At 42.1% G+C, this 23847-nt stretch carries 20 protein-coding genes; 6 read left to right on the top strand and 14 right to left on the bottom strand.

All coding sequences use genetic code 11. The features are described from left to right. Positions 1-224 precede the first annotated feature (224 nt). The gene (locus tag HXY43_RS08280) at positions 225-416 is read left to right on the top strand and encodes a hypothetical protein (RefSeq protein ID WP_026731569.1); all 192 of its coding nucleotides are present in this window, start codon (positions 225-227) and stop codon (positions 414-416) included. Positions 417-492: 76 nt separating this feature from the next. Here the strand turns inward: HXY43_RS08280 and HXY43_RS08275 are convergent, their stop codons facing one another. After that, on the bottom strand, positions 493-990 hold the full coding sequence (locus HXY43_RS08275) for a thioesterase family protein (protein WP_290882094.1): 498 nt from the start codon (positions 988-990) through the stop codon (positions 493-495). Between the two features lie 116 nt (positions 991-1106). Here HXY43_RS08275 and HXY43_RS08270 point away from each other — a divergent pair, with 116 nt between their 5' ends. Next, entirely contained in the window at positions 1107-3221 is a 2115-nt protein-coding gene (locus HXY43_RS08270; RefSeq protein ID WP_290882093.1) for a CHAT domain-containing protein, read from the top strand. 327 nt (positions 3222-3548) lie between these two features. Here HXY43_RS08270 and HXY43_RS08265 read toward each other — a convergent pair whose 3' ends face one another. The 4 genes from HXY43_RS08265 to HXY43_RS08250 form a co-directional block, all read right to left on the bottom strand. After that, a complete protein-coding gene (locus HXY43_RS08265; RefSeq protein WP_026731572.1) occupies positions 3549-3893 on the bottom strand; it encodes a DUF1815 family protein in 345 nt (114 codons plus the stop codon). 902 nt (positions 3894-4795) lie between these two features. Then, on the bottom strand, positions 4796-6523 hold the full coding sequence (locus HXY43_RS08260; RefSeq protein WP_290882090.1) for a succinate dehydrogenase/fumarate reductase flavoprotein subunit: 1728 nt from the start codon (positions 6521-6523) through the stop codon (positions 4796-4798). A 236-nt stretch (positions 6524-6759) separates the two neighbouring features. Continuing rightward, positions 6760-7074, bottom strand: coding sequence for a hypothetical protein (locus tag HXY43_RS08255; RefSeq protein ID WP_035139397.1), 315 nt, complete (start codon positions 7072-7074; stop codon positions 6760-6762). A 523-nt stretch (positions 7075-7597) separates the two neighbouring features. After that, positions 7598-8002, bottom strand: a complete 405-nt coding sequence (locus HXY43_RS08250; RefSeq protein WP_290882086.1) for a hypothetical protein — start codon at positions 8000-8002, stop codon at positions 7598-7600. Between the two features lie 192 nt (positions 8003-8194). Between HXY43_RS08250 and HXY43_RS08245 the strand changes: the two genes are divergently transcribed. After that, positions 8195-8869: an SDR family oxidoreductase gene (locus tag HXY43_RS08245; RefSeq protein ID WP_290882084.1), complete on the top strand. Its 675-nt coding sequence runs from the start codon at positions 8195-8197 to the stop codon at positions 8867-8869. 30 nt (positions 8870-8899) lie between these two features. Here HXY43_RS08245 and HXY43_RS08240 read toward each other — a convergent pair whose 3' ends face one another. The 3 genes from HXY43_RS08240 to HXY43_RS08230 all read right to left on the bottom strand — a co-directional run bounded on the left by HXY43_RS08240 (position 8900) and on the right by HXY43_RS08230 (position 11506). Further along, positions 8900-9340 carry a secondary thiamine-phosphate synthase enzyme YjbQ gene (locus HXY43_RS08240; RefSeq protein ID WP_290882082.1) on the bottom strand — a complete coding sequence of 147 codons (441 nt, stop codon included), beginning with the start codon at positions 9338-9340 and terminating at the stop codon, positions 8900-8902. Positions 9341-9446: 106 nt separating this feature from the next. After that, on the bottom strand, positions 9447-10610 hold the full coding sequence (locus HXY43_RS08235) for a pyridoxal phosphate-dependent aminotransferase (RefSeq protein WP_290882079.1): 1164 nt from the start codon (positions 10608-10610) through the stop codon (positions 9447-9449). Between the two features lie 5 nt (positions 10611-10615). Then, entirely contained in the window at positions 10616-11506 is an 891-nt protein-coding gene (locus tag HXY43_RS08230) for an ion channel (RefSeq protein ID WP_290882076.1), read from the bottom strand. A 481-nt stretch (positions 11507-11987) separates the two neighbouring features. Here HXY43_RS08230 and HXY43_RS08225 point away from each other — a divergent pair, with 481 nt between their 5' ends. Then, the gene (locus HXY43_RS08225; RefSeq protein ID WP_290882073.1) at positions 11988-12290 is read left to right on the top strand and encodes a hypothetical protein; all 303 of its coding nucleotides are present in this window, start codon (positions 11988-11990) and stop codon (positions 12288-12290) included. Between the two features lie 92 nt (positions 12291-12382). Here HXY43_RS08225 and metK read toward each other — a convergent pair whose 3' ends face one another. The 5 genes from metK to HXY43_RS08200 all read right to left on the bottom strand — a co-directional run bounded on the left by metK (position 12383) and on the right by HXY43_RS08200 (position 19917). Further along, complete coding sequence (gene metK, locus HXY43_RS08220) at positions 12383-13591, bottom strand: methionine adenosyltransferase (RefSeq protein ID WP_290882071.1); 1209 nt, start codon at positions 13589-13591, stop codon at positions 12383-12385. Positions 13592-13755: 164 nt separating this feature from the next. Beyond that, the gene (locus HXY43_RS08215; protein WP_290882070.1) at positions 13756-16950 is read right to left on the bottom strand and encodes an HAD-IC family P-type ATPase; all 3195 of its coding nucleotides are present in this window, start codon (positions 16948-16950) and stop codon (positions 13756-13758) included. Positions 16951-17117: 167 nt separating this feature from the next. After that, positions 17118-17780 (bottom strand): Uma2 family endonuclease, encoded by a 663-nt coding sequence (locus tag HXY43_RS08210; RefSeq protein ID WP_290882068.1) that lies wholly within the window; start codon positions 17778-17780, stop codon positions 17118-17120. 68 nt (positions 17781-17848) lie between these two features. Next, complete coding sequence (locus HXY43_RS08205; RefSeq protein ID WP_290882067.1) at positions 17849-18700, bottom strand: uroporphyrinogen-III synthase; 852 nt, start codon at positions 18698-18700, stop codon at positions 17849-17851. A 386-nt stretch (positions 18701-19086) separates the two neighbouring features. Further along, on the bottom strand, positions 19087-19917 hold the full coding sequence (locus HXY43_RS08200; RefSeq protein ID WP_290882066.1) for a fasciclin domain-containing protein: 831 nt from the start codon (positions 19915-19917) through the stop codon (positions 19087-19089). Between the two features lie 564 nt (positions 19918-20481). Here HXY43_RS08200 and HXY43_RS08195 point away from each other — a divergent pair. Next, positions 20482-21279, top strand: coding sequence for a glutathione S-transferase family protein (locus tag HXY43_RS08195; protein WP_290882065.1), 798 nt, complete (start codon positions 20482-20484; stop codon positions 21277-21279). Between the two features lie 205 nt (positions 21280-21484). Further along, positions 21485-23230 (top strand): ATP-binding protein, encoded by a 1746-nt coding sequence (locus HXY43_RS08190; RefSeq protein ID WP_290882062.1) that lies wholly within the window; start codon positions 21485-21487, stop codon positions 23228-23230. On the opposite strand, the gene HXY43_RS08185 is transcribed toward HXY43_RS08190, so the two are convergent. Continuing rightward, a complete protein-coding gene (locus tag HXY43_RS08185; RefSeq protein ID WP_290882060.1) occupies positions 23231-23782 on the bottom strand; it encodes a hypothetical protein in 552 nt (183 codons plus the stop codon). Positions 23783-23847: the final 65 nt, after the last annotated feature.

The following is a 23847-nucleotide window of genomic DNA, read 5'->3' as shown; positions in this document are numbered from 1 at the left end:
ACCAAAAGCTTAACATCAATATGTTGAGCTTAATTAGTCATTAGTCACTATTATTTTGCATTCGATAGAAGACAGGCGATAACCAATTAATAACTATTAAACGATTTAGCTGTTATCTCTTAAATTAGAGAGCTTCTACAGCCATAATTGTTAATAAAAATTAAATCGCCTTTTCTGTAATCATCTCCTATGCAACAAGAGCGAACTTTTTGGAATTGATAACTATGATTATTGCCTTAATTGTAGCTTGGTTAATATTTACAATATTAATTAAGGTTGTAAAAACGACCGTAAAAACTGCTCTCATGATTGCTACGGTCGTGGTGTTGCTACAGGTTGGTTACGGTATTGGTCCTCAAGATATTTTGAACTATATGATGCAATTGCCCCAAAATATATTGCAGATACGCAAATAGATAGGGGGAGTGGGAGAGTGGGGAAAGTAGGGAAAGAACCACTAACTACTAACCACTAACTACTAACTACTACCCATCATTTATTCAGTGAGGATGATATTTTTGCCAATGCATCCTTAACATTTGCAGGTAGCTGACGCATGATCTTGCCTCTTTCCCGATCTACTGCCACTAATGTAACTTTTGCGGTAACATATAATTCCTGTCTATCTGGGGATTCAATTACATAATCCCAGTTGATGCGGACACTATTTACATCAGCCATGCGGGTTTTTACTACTGCTGGCATACCTAGCTGAATTGAGCGGTGATATCGTACTGACAATTCTACAACTGGTAAGTCACAACCTAACGCTACTAAATCAGCAAAATCAATACCGATCGAACGCAAGCACTCTACCCTTGCTGCTTCCATCCAAGTTAGATATGTTCCATGCCAGACAACACCACCATAGTCAGTGTGGTGGGGTTGCACTCTCACAGGATATTCAAACCAATACTCCAGTGTCTGACTCGCCGGATTGTCAATAGCACTTGTGGGTAATTGAGGTTGTTTTGTGTTTTCTTCAGGCATCTTAAATTTTCGTTGTAATTGTTAGAGATTTTCCACATTTGGAATAGCATAAAAAATAGTCGCCTTGTGCAACTATTTTTCTTTAACAACAAGCAAACCAAACTAGGAGGGTTTTTATGTACCCTCGGAAATCATATTTAAATATTGTTACTGCTAGTGTAGTGTTTTCTCTGGGATCGGGGATGGCATTTTCGGCCGCTATTCCGGTAACAGCAAATACAAGTATACAAAATAAATTTGTTGAAATAGCCCAAGCTTCAACTCAAAATCAGAATCAATCTGAGGAGATCAAGCAACTCAATCAAGAGGCTATCCAACTATCTAAGCAAAATCGTTTTCAAGATGCATTACAGAAATTACAAACAGCTTTAGTTATCAGCACTGATACTGGCGATCGCTCTCTAGAAGCCGCAACTTTCAATAATATTGGCAGAGTTTACCAACAGCAAGGTCAATTTTCACAAGCAGCTAAATCTTATCTGCAAGCTTTAGCTATCAACAAGGAACTCAGCCTTAACGAAAAGACTCCTGGGCAAGCTCATATTGCTTTAGGCAAAACCTATAGTAATTTAGGATACCTATACGCAATCCAAAATCAACCAGAGTTAGCAATTTTCTTTTACAAAGGTTGCGTCAATAATCGCGAAAAAGCCCGCCTTAATCCTGCTGCTCTTTCTGTACAGCAACTAGATGCCTATAACTTAACTGTTCCCCAGACTTACTATGCTTTGGGTGAAGGGTTGCTAAAAGGCGATCGCGTCGCCGAAGGGCAACGCATTGTGGATTTAATCAAAGTCGAAGAACTGGAGGGGTATCTCCAAAACGTTAAAGGTAATCAAAGAACTGTCAAAGGTATTGAGTTAACCCCAACTGAAAAAAAAATTAAACAAAAGGCGGATCAAACCCTCGATAGCACTATTTTACTGGGTAAAGAACTGACAAAACTACGCCAGATTTCTCCAGAGAAGCGATCGCCACAACAAAAACAACGCATCCAGCAATTAGTCAAGACTCAGCAGCAAATGTTGGATGAGTTTAATAATTTTATCAATAGTCCAGATGTGAAAGCGCAAGTTGAACAAATCAGCCGCACAGCAAGACGGCAGAATTTGGATTTGGAGAGTCTTAACGAAATTCGGGATAACTTGGCGCAATTACCTCAAAAATCAGTACTTTTATATCCTCTGGTTTTAGAAGATAGCTTGGAATTGGTATTGGTAACTCCTGATTCTCCGCCAATTCATCGTACTGTTGCTGTTAAAAAAGAAAACCTCCAACAAACAATTGTTGCCTTTCGTCAGGCTTTAGAAAATCCCAGTTTAGATGTGAAAAAACCTGCACGTCAATTGTATGACTGGCTAATTAAACCGATAGAAAAAGACCTTGCCCAAGCAGATACGCAAACTATAATTTATGCACCAGATGGGCAGTTGCGCTATATTCCTTTAGCTGCTTTACATGATGGCAAACAATGGTTAGTACAGCGATATGGTCTTAATCACATCACAGCCGCCAGCTTAACAAACTTTAACACTCCACCTTCATCAAATTTACGCATTTTAGCGGCGGCATTTACCAAAGGTAGTTATCAAGTCGAAGTAGCTGATCGACAGCAGACCTTTTCTGGGTTGCCGTTTGCAGCAAAAGAGGTGGAATATTTAGTAGCTACAGTTCCGGAAACCAAGAAAATCTTAGATTATGCTTTCAGCCCGGAGATGACTGTACCACAAATGGATGATTTTACGATTGTGCATTTGGCAACACACGCAGCATTTGTCGTGGGTAAACCAGAAGATTCCTTTATCTTATTTGGAAATGGAGAACGTGCCACCCTCAAAGATGTTGCCACTTGGTCGTTGCCTCGAGTAGATTTGGTAGTGTTGAGCGCTTGCGAAACTGGAGTGGGAGGCAAGTTGGGTAACGGCGAGGAAATTTTGGGTTTTGGCTACCAGATGCAAAAAACCGGTGCGAAATCAGCTATTGCTTCCTTGTGGGCTGTAGATGATGGTGGAACACAGGCTTTGATGAGTGCTTTTTATGCCCTGCTACCCTCGGGAAAATTAACAAAAGCCGAAGCTTTACGACAAGCACAAATTGCTTTGATTACTGGAAACAAGTCTTTTCCTAATCAGCAGCAAGGCAGGAGTAACAATTTACCCATACCAGTGGGTGATAACCTCAGTCATCCCTACTATTGGGCACCCTTTATTTTGATTGGGAATGGATTGTAATTAATTTTAGACAAACCATTTCCTGACATTGTAATCATACGAATGGCTGCAAACATTGCTTGGAGAGTTGGGACTAGTACCGCTGCGCGAAAGTCAAAAGTCAAAAGTCAAAAGTCAAAAGTCAAAAGTCAAAAAGCTTCCTGTTGTAGGTTTTTCGTCAATTTGGAATGATAGCTTTATTTTCGCCACGTTGTACTGGTCAATAGTCAATAAATCAATAGCTTTTAGACCAATGACTCTGGACTATGGACTTTAAACTAACTCCCAATTCCCAATTTGGCATTTGATCGTGACCTTTTTCGGACTACCCTACCAGTTAAAGCCTATTTAATAGCGTTTGGCGAGGGTTTTAGTAGTTACAGAAGCTTGGATTGGGTTTTTGACGATATTGGCAAGTTCCTGTAACTGATTGACTGCCTCCGCACCCTCTAACTTCATTAACTCGCGGTCATCTCGCATTTCTGTCCAAGTAATTCCGTAATCAGATACCAAAAACCGAATCAGATGGTTTTCGCCCAGGCTAACCATAAACGAAGCACTATTCATCTGATCGCCGCATGTATAGCAAGACGCAGGGTATCCGCGTCGCTCTAATACTATTGCCAAGGCTTGTAGGTTCATAACCAAGTCTTGGACAAATTGCCGATGTTGTTGCGCTAGTCTTAGAAACACTAATGTCCTCCTAACACCACAGTTGTGTAAGTCCTTTTATATTTTTTTTAGATTTTCTCATCCACTGGTATTGTAAACTATTCATTACAATTCCCAGAAAAACATTACATTAAGACATCAAGTCGTTAAAGGGCTACCTACTTTAAGGTAGTCTATCGCTGTTTGTATGGCCGTATCAAAATATTCAATTTGCAAATTCAAAATATCAGACAGAAGTACCAAGTTTAATACTTTCTTTATACAATCTGCCAGGGTAGATGGTTGTTTAAAACAATCCGCTATAAGACTAACTCATATCTAGCACAAGTCAACTACTAAATAGTTACATATTGCACCTTTATTGGCAATTTGCAGTCAAATCCCTAATTATTAATGACTCGTTCGCTATCTCACATATTTTTATGTTGATTTGCAGATGCAATTAACGTATGCGTTATCTCACAGCGCGATTTTAGATTACCCAAGTATTGGTTTAGCGACTCACTTTGCCCTGGATATATAGAATTTGGTAGATGACCGCGGCGATCTGAAAGATTTGCAATAACTTGGTAAATAATTTTACAGTTTTGACCTGTACAGTAAATTTACCTAAGCCACAATCTCAGATGTAAAACCCAATTCGTTTGACTTACCCTGACAATAACTAAACCTTATCAAGGGATGTTGCCATTTCGGCAGTTTTTTAAATTAAACCATTATTAAAAAGTTATTATTTATACTATTTTTGCAAGTTCTAGAAGAGTTGTAAACAGCTTGTTAAATAAAATCAAGCAAGTTGAAGAGAAGTTGATGATTGTATAGAATGTGTCCCCAAGTAGGGGAGGGGGAGAGGGGGAGATGGGGAGAGTGGGAGAGTGGAGGGAGTAGTAAACCACTAACCACTAACCACCACCAATCCCTAGTTAATATTTCCGTTCCTGTGGCTGAAACATCGTAATCGTCACTGGGCGATACTGAATATCAATTCCTGCTGGTGAATAATAAGCCATTGTGTGTTTGAGGAATTTTTCATCGTCTCGTTGGGAATAATCCTCGCGGAAGTGAGCGCCGCGACTTTCTTGACGATTAAGAGCTGAGGATAGAATCATCTGTCCTACTACCATCAAACTTCGCAGTTCCAAGGCTTCAATGATTTCGGTATTCCAGCAACCACCTTTATCATCTAAATATATATGCGTATATTGTTGTTGCAATTCCTGTAATTTTTGCAACCCTTCACTCATTAATGCTTCTGTACGGAAAACACCGCAAAATTGAGTCATGGTGTCTTGAAAAGCCTGACGGACTTGGTTAATGCGATACTGTCCCGATTGATCTAGCAAAGTCTGAATTTGTTGCTTGGCTTCGTTGAGATAGCTTTGCTCGTTTATTTCCGGTAACTTGCGGTTTTGCACGTATTGGGCGATCGCCGCACCAGCTCGACGTCCGTAAACTACACATTCCAATAGGGAATTACTACCCAGGCGATTTGCGCCATGCACGGAAACACAAGCGGTTTCGCCAGCAGCAAAAAAGCCTTCTACGAGGCGATCCCCACTCCTGCGGACTCGGCCATCAGTATTAACGGGGATACCACCCATGCAATAGTGAATAGTAGGACGGACGGGCATCGGTTGAGTAACAGCATCAACGCCTACTAGGCGATGGGCTTCTTCCCAGCAGAAGGGAATCCGACTCATGATTTTTTCCTTACCCATGTGGCGCAAGTCAAGATAAACGAAGGGGCCACCTGCACTACCATCGGGATGAATGCCACGACCAGCGCGAATTTCGTAAGCGATCGCCCTTGAGGTAATATCACGCGGAGCAAGTTCCATGCGACTGGGAGCGTACCTAGCCATGAAGCGTTCTCCCTCACTATTGATTAGATAGGCTCCTTCACCACGCACAGCTTCCGATATTAACACCCCCACTGGATACAACCCTGTAGGATGAAATTGCACAAATTCCATATCTTCCAAGGGCAAACCAGCGAGTGCGGTCATTGCTAGACCATCACCCGTAGAAGCAAAATCATTAGAAGTTGTGTTGTATACCCGTCCATAGCCACCAGTGGCAAACATTACCGCTTTGGCACGTACCACCTCGATCTGCCCATCCAAGATGTGATACATCACTACCCCTTTTGCCTGATTTTCTTCCAAAATCAGGCGCATCACGTACCATTCTTCATAAACTTGCACGCCATACCGCCGCAGATTGTTGACTAATTCGTGCAAAATTGCGTGACCTGTCTTATCAGCAGCGTAACAAGTACGGTTGTGGGAATGTCCGCCAAAAGCGCGTTGGGCAATGCGTCCATCACTCAAGCGAGAGAACAAAACACCCATGTGTTCTAGATCAATAACTACATCCGGTGCTTCGCGGGTGAGAATTTCTACCGCATCTTGGTCTGCCAGGTAGTCAGAACCCTTCACCGTATCAAAGGCGTGCGCTTCCCAACTATCAGAGGAGTCAACATTTTTTAGTGTCGCTGCAATACCACCTTGGGCAGCGACTGAGTGAGAACGAATCGGGTGGGTTTTGGCAACCACAGCGATATTCAAACTCGGATGCTTTCTGGCAATCTCCACTGCGGCGCGACATCCAGCCAAACCACCACCAACAATAATGACATCGTGTTCTAGCATAATCAGCCCCGGACTGTAAAAAAAGCTGCTGTTCTATAGTAGGAGCAGGCTTGAAAACTACCCCTACTCCCACGTTAACTACTTGCTGTAAAAAAAATTCCCCGCTAACAGCAGGGAGTTTGTGCTAATGCATTTATTCTGTAGGAAGCAGGGAATTATCTCACTCTCCACTCCCTTGTCATCTCCAATATCCAATCTTCCATTTCAAATCTAAAATCTCAAATATCAAATCCTGCTCAGCTAGTTGCTTCTGCTGGTTTTTGTTGGGAAACATTACCAGGTATTGGTTCCATCTTTGTTCCCGCCTCCATAGGAGCTAACTCTATGTGATTTAACAAAGTCGTTACGAAGGCAAAAAGCAAGAAAGGCAAAGATAACAAAATGATAAGTCCAACCGTAGCTAAAGCATAAATCGGTCGTCTTGCACCCATCAGCGCCAAGGCAGATGCCAAACTGACTGTAATCGTAATCAGCCAAACAATAATTTGACCATAAATATCACCAAAGGTAAGGGTACAGACAAACCGATACTTTTGAATGTTATTCATCATTGAAATTTGCCTCTAGTATCTCCTTAGGTTCTACCTTAGAACCATGTTTGACTTTTCGATAATTTCTAAATATTTTTGAAACAATTGTAATATCACTTTACAATTAAATTTTTCTCTATATAAAGGAATTACGAATTAAACCTCTCTTTAGACATATCTTTTGACTCAAAGCCAGAGACTAATGCAACAAGGCAGGAGGAAGCAGGTAAAGATTTTAAAATATGAATTTTTTGTCTATTTTAAAATGGATGTTTATTTCCGCCGTCCCGTACTAGACTTACAGTATCAATGAAGTTTACTTGAAGTTATATTTCATTCAATTAAGTTTCCGTATTCCAGACAGAGTCAAGTATTATAAAACATGAATGATCCATTCCAAGTCAATATAGTAATTTAAGTTTTTTATTTAATTAAGAATTATTAATAATCTATTTTCATCTGGGAAGCGTAAAGAAATATAAATAAAAATATCCTCATGTAACTTACTCTACAAAATGCAGATGAACAGGAATTAAATTGCGTGTTACACAAGGAAACTTACTTGGCTAAAGATTTTCTGATTCTGGGCTTTGCCATTGTCTCGGAACAACCCAGCGGATTCACTAGGCTCTAGCTGTTTAATTTTCCTTTGTAAATCAAAGTCATTACTGCTAACAATGGTTTCTAAATTCTCAATTCTTTGCTCTAGCTTTTGTAATTGTTGAGGTTGCAAATAGTTAGTTCTTGATTTTTGATCGTCAGAACGCCACACCGCCACAGTCCCCACGGCTGCACCTGCGATCGCCGCTAAAGGGAGAATCGGCCCACTTCTAGTAACAGCTGAAAGTGGGATGCAAATTGCTAAAATTCCGGCTGTAATTCCCCAGATTTTTGAGGTTGCTCTAACTCTGGCATCTTGATCGAGGTTTTCTAGCCCATTTTTAGCCATTCCTATACCTCCGGGAGTTACTTTATAGTTTTGCATTTTTTCCCATCAAGCGCCTTCCTACTATCGGGTTAAGTATAATTACTCTAGCGTTATTTGCCTTTAGAATCACTTCGCTATTTCACATATTTTGATGACTAAAGAAAGATATAGTTAATATTTGTTGAATAGTACTATCGATTGTAAAAAGCATCCATGACAACAGCATCTTACATTTTTCTAGCTGGAGCAAGTCGGGGCGTGGGGCGAGAAATTGCCCAATGCTTGAGGGAACAACAACTCAAGGTAAAAGCACTCTTGAGAACAGATGCAACTCGTAATGAATTAGAAGCAATGGGAATTAAGGTAGTTCTGGGAGATGCGATGAATGCGGACGATGTAGAAAGTGCGATGCAGGGAGACGAACCAATTGATGCTGTAATTAGTACGATCGGTGGTTTAGCTAAAGACAACAATAGGGCAGATTATCTAGGTAATAAAAATCTGATCGATGCAGCAGTCAAAGCCGGGGTGCAAAAGTTTATTTTAGTTTCTTCCATAGGTGCTGGAAATAGTGTTGTTGCTTTATCTGCGCAAATATTAGAAGCACTGCAACCTGTTTTGATTGATAAAGAAAAAGCTGAACAGCACTTAATCGAAAGTGGACTGACCTATACTATCATCCGTCCTGGTGGGTTACACTCTGAACCCGCAACTAGAAATGGAGTTTTAACCGAAGATCCCCGCATTGCTGGTATGATTAATCGCACAGATGTAGCGCAGTTAGTTTGCCAGTGTTTAAATAGCGATCGCGCTAACAATAAAGTTTTGTCAGCAGTAGACGCAAATATGCTGTTTGGACAACCAGAGTTTGAGAAATTTAGCTTATGATTTAATCTTGGGAACGCAAGTAATCAAAAATCATTCTCCTGAAATTTGGCAAAACACAGTCCTTTTACGCGGCCCGTCTAATTCAAAAAACAAGACAGATTGATAAGTCCCTAAACCTAACTTGCCATCAACAATAGGAATTACTTCGCTATTATTCAACATCATTGCCATCAGATGAGAATGAGCATTCATGGGTTCATCTGGTGGGATATTTTTTCTAAAATGTAAGTCGTTATGCAAATAGCGTTCTGATGCTGGTGCTAGTTTCTCTAAAAATACTTTGATATCTTCTAATAATCTTTCTTCATACTCGTTGATAGCTAAGGCAGCTGTTGTATGGCGAGAAAACACCAATAATTGTCCATTTTGAATGGGTGTTGAGGAAATTAATGTTTCAATTTGGGGCGTGATGTTATGAATATGAATTCCTTGCTTGGTTTCGACTTCAATGAATTTATTGATAATTGGCATCTTTGTGTTTTAAAAATATTACTTAGAATAACTCACCACCAAGGCTCCAAGACACCAAGAAATGACCTCTTTGTGTCTTAGTGTCTTGGTGGTTAAATTATCACTTTTAAACAATCTTTTGTAAACCTCTAACTAATCTTTCTATTCCTTCTTTAGCTGTCTGTTTTTGCAATGCACCGTAGGCGACACGCAGATAACATCCGTTATTCATGCCAAAGGTAGTGCCTGGAATGACTGCAACTTGATGTTCCTGAATTAATCTTTTGACTAACTCAAAGGTATCCATTTGAGTATTAACTTTGAGAAAAAAATAGAAAGCACCATCGGCAGGAGCAATGGTACATAATCCTTCTAGGCGCTGGAGAGAGTCAAGCACCAATTCTCGCACTTGGGCGATCGCCTCAATATTATTTCTCAAATAGTCTGGTTGTGCCTGCAAAGCACCCAAAGCTGCATACTGGGAAACCACAGGCGGACAAATCAAAATTGTATCCTGGACTTTTTTGACGGCGACAAGCAGGTGTTTTGGGATCACCATGTAGCCAATGCGCCAGCTAGCAAAACCGTAAGCTTTGGAAAGGCTGTAAAGTGAAATGGTGTATTCGCTACTGCCAACAAATGCACCAGGGGAGGTGTGTTTGACTGCGTTGTAGGTAAAGTATTCGTAGGCTTCATCGCTGATGTGATAGATACTGCGATCGCGACAAATTTGATTGACTTGTTGCAAAGCCGCTTCGGAATACACCGCACCGGTTGGATTGTTAGGAGAAATTGTCACTACTGCCCGTGTTTTTGGGGTGATAGCTTTGGCGATCGCATCGGGACGCAGTTGGTAATTTTCATCGGTTTCTACTAACACCGGATAACACCCCGCCATTGTAATTGCCATTTCGTGATTGAAATAATAGGGCGTGTTCAAAATAATTTCGTCACCTACAGAAGTAATAGCAAGAATGGCATTCATAAACGCCATGTTGCTACCTGCGGTGACGACGATGCAGTTTTCCTGGTTGATTTCTATGTTGTTAAAGGTTTGCAATTTTGCTGTTAGTGCTGTTAACAATGGGGGAATTCCCTCAACAGCTTTGTATAGATGATTAGTGGGTTCGGCGAGGAATTTCGGTAAAAGTTCAAAGGCTTCTGGTGGTGGGCTGTAATAAACAACACCTTGTCCTAAAGAAATTGTTCCGGGGCAGCTTTTAATCAGTTCCCCAACAACAGGAATAATAGGCGATTGCACCGCCTCCATGCGAGAGGTAAAATTTATCATCTGAGCTAATTATCTAGCGGTATAACATCGTGAAAGCGAGAATAGTCAATACTGCGCCTACCGTTCTGTGTCTTGGATAAAATATCTACAAATCTCATATTCCAAAAAATTTCCCCAGCAATAAACGAGTGACGAGAATGAATTGCCTGGGAGACAGTTTCATCAATTCCAGTTAGAGTTACCACTACTTCCATATCATCCTCAATCATCTGTTCTGGTGTCATCCCATAGAGGGGACTGTTTTCATCAATTGGATGCATAACTGTCCAAGTCAGGGCAAATAGTGGTGTCTGGCTGCGAAGTAGTTGCATATCGTAAAATCGCCGCATTGCCTCTCCTTCAGCAGTAATCTCGCTACGTACCAAAGTCACCCGCACTTGTGCTTCTAAGATCCAGTTTTGGCGCTCGTTTGCGACTCGAAACATTAGCGTTGGTACACGGTTGTAGGGCGTAATTACCGCCACACGGCTAAACATCACTCGCGCCTTAGGCAGCGAAAAGCGGGCAAATACCAGTCCAGTCGCCATTGCTAAACCCATCAGACCCAACAGTGCTTCAATGGTTACTAAGGTATTGGCGTAAGCTGTTTTGGGAAACATCGCCCCATAGCCAATAGATGCCATAGTCTGGACGCTGAAAAAAAAGGCATCCGGAAAGCTACCCGGCTGTGCGTTTTCTATGCCATCCCCTCCCGCTAGGTATGCCAAGGCAAAGAAGGAGTTAGCAACTAAATACCCTAAAGCGATCAGCGCTAAGAACTTAGGCCAGGAAAGAGTGAGTAGTAAATGGTACAGGTCTCCCCAATGGGAATTTGATATACCTTTACGCACAACATTAAAGTTGCCAGCACGGTTGATCATTCGTGGTGCTGGGGCTTGGCGATGGACTTTGTTCATCGACGGCACAGTTATGGTGGCAAGAACCGAGAACAGCAATATTTATTAAATTATCTAACAAATGTGCCCAAGGTTTCCCCTTATACTGTTGCGTTGGGGAGAAAAATCACCACCAAAATAAAAATGCGATCGCTGCATTGTGTAAGTTTAACAACTGCAACTAGGTGTTTAAACAAATACCCATCATATGTCATTATTTATAGGTTCATAGTTTTGTTGGTTTCTGTGCGGTAAAGGCAGTTGCTAAGGAAAAATTTTTGGTAACTACCTTTCTGCCATCTCTAAAAACTAATTGAGTAACTTGATCTGGTTTGCAGCCGAAACACTTAGTTCAAAAAATACCTGTATATCAGTTAAATCCCTTATTCATTCACAACTTCCTCAAACTTTCTCTCTATACTAAAAGTGTAAGATCAAAAATAAATTAGCTTTTAAGTCTAAGACGAATTAGAGAAAGCCATCACTTAGAGGGTGGCACATTATGAAGTTATTAAAAGTATTATTGGTAACACTTCTATTTCTTACACCTGCTACTGCTTTGGCACAACCAGAAAAGCAATCAACTTATGACAAAACAGTAACAACTGGGTCGAAACTAGACCAAGAAAGAAGGCTGCGGCTACGTATTAAACAGCAAACTCACAAGTCTAATACAGATATTGTGCGAGTGTTAAGAAAGACACGACAACTCAAGCGGTTTAGCAGGCCACATATAGTTGAGTTCCAGAGACGAATCGAGCAGATGCAACATCGGCCAGATGTACCACGTCTCCGGAAACACTAAAGGTATTTGTTGGGGGGTTGCTGAATCAAGGGATGATTCTTGTGAGATAGGCATCTTGCCTGCCTGAGAATACAAGCGACAGCCTGTCCGGTTCATCCTAGCAATACTGGAACCATATCCGTTTCTTCCCAAGGCACAATTCCCAAATCCATTCTGCCAACGTGACCGTAGACAGCCAGTTTTCTGTAAAATCCACCTTTGACAATCTCAGGCAGCAATCTCAAATTAAATTTCTTGATGATTCCCGCTAGGCGGAAATCAAAATGCTTTTCCAAAAGTACTGTAATTTCTTCATCAGAAATTTTGCCTGTACCGAAAGTTTCCACCTGAATGCTGACAGGCCTGGCAAGTCCAATCGAGTAGGCTAGCTGCACTTCACATTCTTCCGCCAAACCAGCCGCCACAATATTTTTAGCTGCATATCGGGCAGCATAAGCACCAACCCTGTCTATCCGCGTCGGGTCTTTACCACTTAAAGCTGCGCCACTATGCCGAGAATAACCTCCGTAGGTATCTATGGCATTCTTCCTACCAGTTAACCCTGAATGCACGGAGGGGCCACCGATTGTGAAAGGCTGATCGAAATCGATGAGGATTCTTGTCTTTTCATCGGGCTTTATTTCTTCGTTTTCAAATTCAAAGACAGAATCGATAATTGTTTCTTTAATCTCTTCCCGGAGTATTTTTTCATTAGCTAAATCTAATTGTGACTGCCTATTTTGACTCGCCAGAATAGAGATACTGTGGATTCTGTAGGGCTGGCGATCGCGATATTCAATTCCAACTTGAGTTTTGCCATCAGGTGCAATGTATGGGAGTATTTTCTCCTGCCGTACGGTGGTTAGTCGCCTTGCTAGTTGGTGTGCCAACCAAATCGGAAGCGGCATCAAAGCAGGGGTTTGATTGCAGGCAAAACCAAAGACCGTCACTTGATCGGTAACAGGAATTAACTCTATTTCTTCATTGGATAATCTTTTTGCATCCCAATAACGGTAGCTGTGAGATGTTAATTCCTTCACGCTGGTGACAATACTACAGGTTTTAGCATTAAAATCAGGCTCATCATAACCGACCTGCTTAATTACCTGTCTGGCTATTTTTGTGAAATCTACAACTGCATCAGATTCAAATCTGGCAGCAATGAATACAATTGCAGTGGCTACAGCACATTCTGCAATTACCCTAGAATAAGGATCTCGCTGTAGAAATTTATCTACAATTGCATCGCTGATTTGGTCGCAAAGTTTATCCGGGTGTCCTTCAGTGACGGACTCGGAACTGAACATGAAATCTTTTTTCATATTTCATCTAAGTCTATCAGCATAAATAAAAGTATTGTTCGTGATGACTGTTAGTGGATAGTGGATAGTGGTCAACCACTATCCACTATCCACTAACTACTAACAAATTGTTGTGAAACAAATAACCCTGCACCTAAGTGCAGGGCTGGCTGTTGGTTTCTCCTTTAATAGGAGACGACAGCAACAGTTTGCGGTTCCACCTCCTGGTGTTCTGTTTCTAAATGTGCGATCGCAGCAACATCGTTGTTGCTAGCAGGAAGTAGACGGGTGGAGTTGTTATCTCCTTGCAGATACTTTGTCGTCAGTTCTTTTCTGCCTTCATTCACTAAGAATGGAACTACGGCGCTACTGCCGATCACCGTAGCATCAACGAGGCCGATCGGAGCGATTTGCAATAGACCTTTTAGTCCCGGCACGGTTGCAGCTAGTATCTGGAGAACGAAGGAACCACCAAGCGCAATATTCAAGTATTTATTGGCTGGCAGTTTTTGCTTGCTGAATATGCTGTGATTCTGGGAACGACAGCTGAGAGTGTGCAGCAGCTGAGCCATTGTCAAGCTCATGAAACCGATAGTACTTGCCTGTGGCCCGATACCATAACGTTTGATACCATACCAGTAGGCTGCTAAAGCACTGGCAGACAATGCCGCTGACTCTAGAATAATTCTCTTAAAGTCAGAACCCTTGATAATCGGTTCCTTGGGATCGCGGGGTGGCATGAGTAGCACATCGGGTTCCGGTGCTTCCATTGCTAAAGCCAGCGCTGGGAATATGTCTGTGATTAAGTTCAGCCACAACAGTTGTATAGCTGTCATCGGATGACCAATACCAGCTGTCGTCGCTGCTAACATAACCATGATTTCGCTGGTGTTTGTAGACAGCAGGAAATGGACGGACTTTCTGATGTTGTTATAGATTGTCCGACCGTGGCTAACGGCAACAATCATGGTTTCGAGGTTGTCATCTTCCAGCACTACATCGGCGACTTCGCGGGCAACATCTGTTCCCGTATGCCCCATCGCAATACCCACATCAGCAGCTTTTAAGGCAGGAGCATCATTAATGCCATCACCTGTCATGGCAACAACCTTGCCACTACCCTGTAACGCTTGCACTACTTGCAGTTTGTTGGCAGGGCTAATCCGGGCAAAGACATGGACGCGATGCAAGAGTCCCTTCATCACTTCGGGATCGATGTTACTCAAGTGCGTGGAATCGAGAATTTGCAGTTGTTCGCCCTTGCTCAGATTCAATTCTTTGCCGATGGCGTAGGCAGTTGGGCTTTGATCGCCAGTAATCATCACCGTGTCGATGCCAGCTTGATGGAAGTCTCCCATCAATCCTTTTACGCCATTTCTGACGGGATCGATCATGCCAACCAGTCCCAGCCAGATCAAGTCATCGCGAGTATGGAGACCATCGCAGTCATCAAGCTGGTAAGCAGCTCCCAAGACCCGCAGCGCCTTGCCTGCCATGTCCTCGTTTTCGTTTTCGATGGCTAGCCTGTCTGCCTCTGTGAGCGGGACTTTATGCCCATTCTTGATTTGCCAACTGCACAGACTTAAAACTTCTGATGGGCTACCTTTGACGGCAATCAGGTTTTGCCGCTCATCGGGAGTGGCATGCAGCGTCGTCATGTAATTGCGTTCTTGGGAGCGGTGGCTGATTTTCAGTCGTGGGTAATTTGCCCGCAGACTGATAACGTTTACACCTCCCTTGATGGCGACATCAATGAGTGCGTTTTCAGTGGCAGAACCTCTGACGATGTATTCGTCGCCTTCTTGCTCTACTTCACTTTCATTGCACAGCGTCAAGACATGAATTAGCTTTAAGAGCTGTTCGTTATCATAAGGATTAATGGGTTCGTGTCCTACCAACAATTGGTCATGACCTACTTGGATGCACTTGTTATCCGTACACAGTTCTACAGCTGTCATCCGGTTCGCAGTAATGGTTCCGGTTTTATCCATGCAGATTGTCTGTACGGAACCAAGGGTTTCTACCGCATCCAAACGGCGGATGAGGACGTTATGCTTCCTCATATTGGCGATCCCCAACGCCAGAGTTGTAGTAGCAACTGTGGGCAAACCTTCGGGAACTGCCGCCACTGCTAGGGAGATAGAAGCCTTGAGCATCTGCAATAGACCATTGCCACGCCACAGCCCGATACCAAAGAATAAGGCACAAACTGCCCCCGATACCATGACAAGCTGGCTACCTGCTTGGTCTAGTTGTTTCTCCATCGGAGTTTCGGGCATGGTGGCTTCGCTGACCATCATTTGGATCTTGCCCATCTCCGTATGTTTGCCAGTCGCCACCACTACCGCAGTTCCTTGTCCACCAGTTACTAGTGTCCCCATGTAAACCATGTTATGGCGATCGCCCAAGGGAACATTTTCGCCGATGAGAGTATGGGCGGATTTGGTTACAGGCATACTCTCACCCGTCAGCGCTGACTCATCTATGCTCAAACGCTGTGCTTCTAAGAGTCTGGCGTCTGCTGGTACGTAACTGCCGGGTTTAAGAACTAGAATATCCCCAACAACAATTTCGTGGGCGCTGATTTCTTGAATGCTGCCATCGCGGATTGTAAATGCCGTGGGATTAACTAGGTTCTTCAGCGAGCGAATCACCTTTTCGGAATTGCTTTCTGTAGCGTAACCAATGGCGGCATTGATGACTACAACCCCCATAATTACCACAGCATCGACCAAGCCTCCGGTAGCAACTGACACACCAGCTGCAACCGCCAAAAGTCCTACGGGCAAGGATTTAAACTGGTCAATAAACATACTCAACCCGGAGCGAGGCTCGGCTTCCGGTAAAGTATTTGGCCCGTATTTCTTCAGTTTTTCTTGTGCTTTCTTGCTAGATAAACCTGATGCTTTGGAAGTTTTTAACTCAGCAATAACTACATCAGTTTCTTTGAGATGCCAAGCTACAATTTCTTGCTGAGGAGCATCATTTGTCAGCTTTTGTTGACGATTATTTAATTTTTTGTTGCTTGCAGGTAAATTTTTCGCCTTTTTCTCTGCTCGGTTGATCTTATTTGCTGTGCCGACTGTTATAGAGTGCTGACTTTGCTTTGCATACTCTATGACTAGGCGTTCAATTTGTGCAGCGATCGCCGAAGCATTATGTCCTGGCTGGTAGATTACCAGAACATTACCAGTTGACGGGTTAGCACTCACTTGGGTGATGCCTTCTGCCCCTGACAACTCCAACTCTAGGTATTTCTTAAGAGCCTCCGAACCTTGCAGCCCATTAATCTTATACCTAGCCCTCCCCTCCACAGCAGTATGCAATGCCTTAACAAGAGCATTCCTCCTGCGACGGGAGACGTTGCAGTGATTTTTCATTTCTTCATTCAATTTTGAAAAAACTACTTTGCTTGAATTTTTAATTGTAATATTTATTCTAGTCTTAACCTAGTCTTAAACAGAAAATCTTTAGATAAATTAAATTGCCCTAGGAAAGATTAATTACACTTGAGCTTGGAAGGCGCTCTTTTCTGGCATTGGGTAAGTTACTCAGTTCCTTCTCTTCCTTGTGCGATCGCTGCTTCAAATTCTTCCAATGCTTGAACGTTTCCCACATGCCAAGCACGCTCTACTAAAGCAGGAATTATCTGTGTTAATTGTATGTTTTCAAAAATAGTACTGGTGTCAGATTTAACGTAAATTCCCTGACTGAGTAAATAGATAGTCAGCCTACCACTGTCATAAATCCATACTTCTGGGACACCAATTGCTCGATAGGCTTCGAGAGTAGTTTTAGAAGTTACATCTGTTTCAATTGCTAAATCCGGTGGTGGATCGTCTGCTTGCAGGCGGCGACGACCAATCATGCGTTGATAATTTTGGATATAAAAACAAGCATCGGGTTCAATTCCTGCCGTACCTTCCCGTTTGAAGGTGGTAGAACCAAAAGGCTGGTATTTGATGCCCTTAGCCTTCAGCAATGTTTTGACAATATCAGAAAGAAGGTCTCTGGGAATTTCATGTTCGGGTAGAGGAACCATAATTTCTAAAGTACCCTTGCTGTAGGCTATTCTCGCACTCCGGTGTTCTCCTAATTCCTGCAAAATCGACTCAAATTCCTGCCAACTCACATTTGGAATGGTAACGGCGCTACCAGGGGCAAGTTGCATCTGACTAACAGGTTTGACAACAGGAGTTACAGCAGTCATAAAGCGTATTTTTGATGAGGTCTTCTAATAATGTTTTATCAACAGGCGATCGCTAATTCAGCATACCTTTAGAATCGGCTGTCGTGCTTTGAAAGAGCATTTCCAGACTTAACCAGAAAAAATGAGGCGATCGCTTCTGCAAACCCTGCAAATGAACTGTAATCTTTGGCAACGATGGAAACATTTAAACCCAACTTTTTGGCATTAGTTGCAGTATATGGGCCAAAGCAAGCGATCGCACACTGCTCATAATCCTCTTTTGAGCTAACCATTTGCAAAAAACCTGCAACTTCCGCAGTGCTGCTAAAAGCGATGACATCTATATTTCCCTGACGAATTAGCCTTAACTCCACCTCATAAAAACATTTGTCTAAACGCCGCGTCATATAGGTTGGTACGCGAGTGACACTCATACCCAGTTTTTCCAAACTAGCAACAAAGTTAGGAATTATATCGGGTTCTGGTACGCCGACAACTTCTGGAACTGGCACTAAAATGGTTTTCTCTCGAATATCTGGAATTTTAGCCAATTCAGCAATGATTCCTTCTGGGCTGGGTTGTTGAGGAATTAAATCTACTTTCACACCAAAAGCCGCTAATTGTTCCGCGTCCTTACCAATCGCAGAAAAACAACAATTTTTTAGTAGCCAAGGGTCTAGCCCCAAATATTCTAAGCGTTGGAAAAATGCATCGATACCATTTCTACTTGTGAAAGCAATCCAATCGAATGCATCGATTTTTGCAAGTGCAGTATCCAACTCAGCAAAATCGTCTAGCAAACAGGTTTCTATAGTTGGCATTAGCAAAGGTAAAGCACCTTGTTGAATGAGTTGTTGCGATAATCTCACAGCGTAGTTTCGAGGTGCGGTGACAATGATGCGTTTACTGTATAAGGGTAGTTTGACAGATGGGGTCAGCAAATTGTTTACCTTCTCAGTGTAGTTTTGACTAACCTAAGATAAGCTAAAACACATTTAACCTGCATATTCTAAATTAGTCTAACTCTTGTGGGGTGAGCGTCCCCGCCCGCCAAGATCATGCAAATTAGATATGGAACAGCTTATAAGACTAGGTTGCACTCAAAGATAGTACTTCCCTCACCCCCTCTCCCAATTTGGGAGAGGGGAGGGGGAGAGGGCACGAATTGCTATATCTGAACACAACTTGGTATAACGAACTGCCAAGGATACACTTGTATGAATGCTTATAAAAAATACCCCTCCTCAACCCCTCTTTAGAAAAGAGAGGGTGCCGTCAAGCGGGTGGGGTAATACGGAAATGATTAAGTAATCAAATAAACTTGTTATTACAAGTCAGGAGGCAAAATGACGTTATCAATAGCATGAATAACGCCGTTGCTACCTTTGATATCTGGTTGAGTTACCTTCGCATCGTTGACCATCACATTGTTAGGGCCATCAACCTTAACGCTAATCGGGCCGCCTTCAACGCTTTTAACTTCGCCAGATTTCAAATCGCCAGATAATACCTGACCAGGCACTACATGGTAAGTCAAAATCTTCACCAATACTTCTTTATTCTCTGGCTTCAACAAATCTTGCACAGCATCTTGGGGCAATTTCGCAAAAGCCTCATCAGTAGGAGCAAAAACGGTGAATGGTCCTGTACCTTGCAAAGTTTCTGCTAACCCGGCTGCTTTGAGAGCCTTTGTCAACACTGTAAAATCTTTGCTGGATTCCGCCACGGCTACTAGGGTTTTGTCTTCAGTTCCTGCTTCTGGTTGAGTTGGAGTTGTTCCTGGTTCAGAAGGTGGTGTTTCAGGAGTAGTAGGTGGAACAGCAGGTGCGGGAGTAGTTTGAGGACAAGCAGCACGGTTGTAGGGACACTCCTGCAAAATACCGGGGCTAGGATTTAGTACTCCGCCACTACTGGTACCCTGCGCTATTATATTTTTAGCTGGAGTTTTACCCTTTGTTTGCTGTACCGACGCACTAGGTGTGTAATTGTTGTTTGCTAAAATTCGTTGACCACGGCTATAGGTCACTTCTTGAAAAATACCAGGATTAGGATTTAATGCCTGGTTTGCCCCTACAGGTAAACCAACAAGGAAACTGACACCAGTCACTCCCACAATACTAGCCAACTTGGTTAGCAAATTGCCATTATTTACCTTCATAAATTTTGTTTGGCTTTAATTTCCACACATTACATAAAGACTTATAACATTTTGCTAAGCAAAAAATCTAACCATAGTAGTAGGATTTTTCTGCCACGAGCGGTTGTCTTAGCAAAAGTGAATATCTTTGAGATACTGACATGGATATTTATTTACATGTTCCCACAGCCAAGACAATGTTAATTCAGTAAATATACTCCCAGGTTTACTTATCTATTAGCTTGTAAAATTCTTAAGTGATGAAGCTAATTTCCAATAAACAATAAGTATTTTTAGGTGATTTCACCAAAAAATTTTAACTCAGATGTTAATTGCTCTCAACTCATCAAAATTTCCCATTCTAGCAATCCTGTTTGAGTACTAAATATCAAAAAATTTTTCTCAATAGCAAAACTGAATGACAAGATTATTTTATGTTTACAGAATAATGAAAAAAGAGAGATAGAAGATTTGATTATTTGATTTAAGTTTGCTATCTCAGTTGAAATTAAGATAAGTGAGATTAATTTACATTAAAGATAAAACAGTAAAATAAAATAATGAACCAATTGCAGGATTGGAAGAATGCTGGAATTGTACCAATTTGAACTATCTCAGTACTCAGAGAAAGTACGTCTGCTCCTTGATTATAAAGGATTAGAATACCGCAAAATCGAAGTTACACCTGGAATTGGTCAGGTAGAACTTTTTAGGTTGACAGGTCAGCGGCAAGTACCTGTACTGAAGGATGGTTATAAATATATTGTGGATTCTACTGAGATAGCTAAGTATTTAGACTCTCAGTATCCCGATCGCCCATTGATACCCCAAGATTCTAAGCAACGGGGTTTATGCTTAATGATGGAAGAATGGGCAGACGAATCAATTGGCATCAAGGGACGCAAAGCACTGTTTTATGCGATTAGTCAAGACCAAAATTTCCGCAAAGCTTTATTACCTACTTCTGTTCCAGATGTCTTTAAAACAGTAGTGGAAGGAGTACCTAACGACGTACTCAAACTTTTAGGTTTTGGAGTAGGTTATAGTCCGGAAGCAGTGCAAAGAGCGATCGCGGATTTGAAGCAAGACTTAGAAGCTTTATGTCTGCTATTGGCAGATAGTCCTTATTTGGTAGGGGATGAACCTACTCTTGCTGACTTTGCAGTGGCGGGTTTGTCGATATTGTTGAAATTCCCGGAAGGGCCCTATCTGGATCTGCCAGCGACTCTTAGAGGCAAAGGCGTACCAGGCTTAGCAGATAATCTCGTCTATGAACCATTTTTTGCTTGGCGCGATCGCCTTTACACTCAATTTCGCAAACCACTAACAGCCCCCACTCAAAGAACAACTGGAACTGCACCAACTTCAATTGAAATTGAGTAATTAGTCAACAGTCAAGAGTCAAGGGTCAAGAGTTAATAGTTAGTAGTTAGTGGTTAGTAGTTAATAGTTAGTGGTTATTTTCCACTCTTCCTATTCACCTTTACTCCTTACCCCCTTCCATTTCCCATTCCCAATTCCCAATTTCCCATTACCCTACAACTAAAATTCAACATAAAATAGGGCACGTAAGTATGTAATTAATCAAATGAATTTAGGGCAGCCATTAGGTTCGGTCATCCAGGGTTCTCTGACAGGCGGATTAGAAGTGCGATTGCACCCTGATATTTTGGTTGAAGATATGCGAGTAGGTAAATTTCTAGTCGTGCAAGGGGTGCGATCGCGTTTTTTCTGCATGCTTACGGATGTGGCGCTGGGAACTGCTAACCAACGAATCATTGCTAATCCTCCTAGCTGGGAGGACACTTTTTTACGCGAAGTTTTAGCGGGTAGCGGTACTTATGGCACTATTACTCTTGCCCCAATGTTGATGTTTACCCCTCCAGAAGAGGAGGGGGAGAATGGGAGATGGGGAGAGGGGGAAAATGGGAAGAAGCAAGCATCCAAATCTCAACTTCTGAGTTCTTTGGCATCATTTCAGCCACAAACCAGCACCACAATGGAATTGATGCCAGTTAAAACTATTCCTAGCCATTTTAGCCAAGTTTACGAAGCTTCGGAAGAAGATTTTCGCAGGGTATTTGGTTGGGAAGATGATCCCCAAAGAAAAAACTTTTCCATCGGCAAACCACTAGATATGGATGTGCCGGTGTGCCTTGATTTAAACCGCTTTGTCGAACGCAGCAATGGCGTTTTTGGTAAATCTGGAACTGGTAAATCTTTTCTCACACGCTTACTTTTAGCTGGGACAATTCGCAAAAATGCGGCAGTAAATTTAATATTTGATATGCACTCTGAGTATGGTTGGGAAGCTGTCTCAGAAGGTAAGCAATTTAGCACTGTTAAAGGGTTAAAGCAATTATTTCCTAGCAAAGTAGAAGTATATACCCTCGACCCTGAATCAACTAAGCGTCGTGGTGTTCCTCATGCTCAAGAACTCTACCTCAGTTACGACCAAATAGAAGTAGAAGATGTGAAATTATGCTCTCGCGATCTAGGACTCTCAGACGCAAGCATCGATAATGCTAATATCCTCTACGCCGAGTTTGGTAAGTCTTGGATTCTACAGTTGTTAAGTATGACCAACGAAGAAATCAAGATGCTTTGTGAGGAGAAGCGGGGACACCAAGGTTCAATCACGGCATTGCAGCGCAAACTCTTTCGCCTGGAAAATTTGAAATATATGCGTGCTGCTTGCCCGCACAATTATATTAATCAAGTTTTGCGATCGCTCGAAGCAGGTAAGAACGTCGTTATTGAGTTTGGTTCGCAATCAGATATGCTTTCTTACATGTTGGTGACAAATATGATTACCCGCCGCATTCACCAACATTATGTCAGCAAAGCAGAAAAGTTTTTGCAGACCAAAAATCCCAACGATAAACCAACGCAGTTAATGATTACCATCGAAGAAGCGCACCGCTTCCTCGATCCTGCTATAGTCCAAAGTACTATTTTTGGGACGATCGCCCGCGAAATGCGGAAATATTTTGTCACACTCCTCGTAGTCGATCAACGTCCATCGGGCATAGATAACGAAGTCATGTCCCAGATTGGTACTCGCGTCACTGCCTTGCTTAACGATGAAAAAGATATTGACGCGATTTTCACAGGCGTGTCTGGTGCTGGCAGTTTGAAATCGGTGTTAGCAAAGTTAGATTCTAAACAACAAGCCTTGATTTTAGGTCATGCTGTGCCGATGCCAGTCGTAGTTCGTACTCGTCCTTACGATACAGTTTTCTATACAGAAATTGGCGATGCTGCTTGGGAAGAAAAATCAGATGAAGAGGTATTTGCAGCTGCTGAACTAGCAAAAGCAGACCTTGGGTTTTAATTAGTTTTGTATTTTTCCGTAAGCTTTCTTAACCCAATATCCTCTGGGTGGTTTTTCTACACCATAAACTTTACACCATTTTTCCACAGCCTTATCAGATACACCAAAATCCTTGGCTATTTGTGCTGTTGGTTTTTCCCACACCAATTTTTGCAGTTCTTCTTGTGATGGTCTTTCTACTTTTCTAGTATGAATTCTTGAGTCTGGATTAACCTTTCTGGTTGTTAAGTCAACTCCAAATTCTTTATAAGTTCGCTTTGGCGCTTCTTCTGTAAAGTCTGTAAAATCTTCCCACCAGTAAAACGGTGTTGCTGAATTAGGTATTTGGGTATTTATACAGCAACCACCAAATTTAATCGATGGATAAACAACTTTATCTATATCAGGTAGATAAACAGCATAAAAGTCAAAGTCGTCTGCTTGATACTTTTTTCGATGGACACCGTTTTTGTCCACCCACACAGTTTTATGTGCTATTTTGTTTTCTCCAGCATATTTATACCAATTTGAAAAAAGAATGCGACAGATGGTAAATCTAAGTATAGGTAGCATTCTGGGTGAGTGATGACAGGGGTAGTGCATATCGATATTCAAGAAAGTGTTGAAGAACTCGAAGG

Origin of the sequence: Fischerella sp. (assembly GCF_013388695.1) — a bacterium.
In the GTDB taxonomy this organism is placed as follows: domain Bacteria; phylum Cyanobacteriota; class Cyanobacteriia; order Cyanobacteriales; family Nostocaceae; genus PCC9605.
Note: the sequence above shows the minus strand (reverse complement) of the source record. Positions and strands in the feature narration are given on the sequence as shown.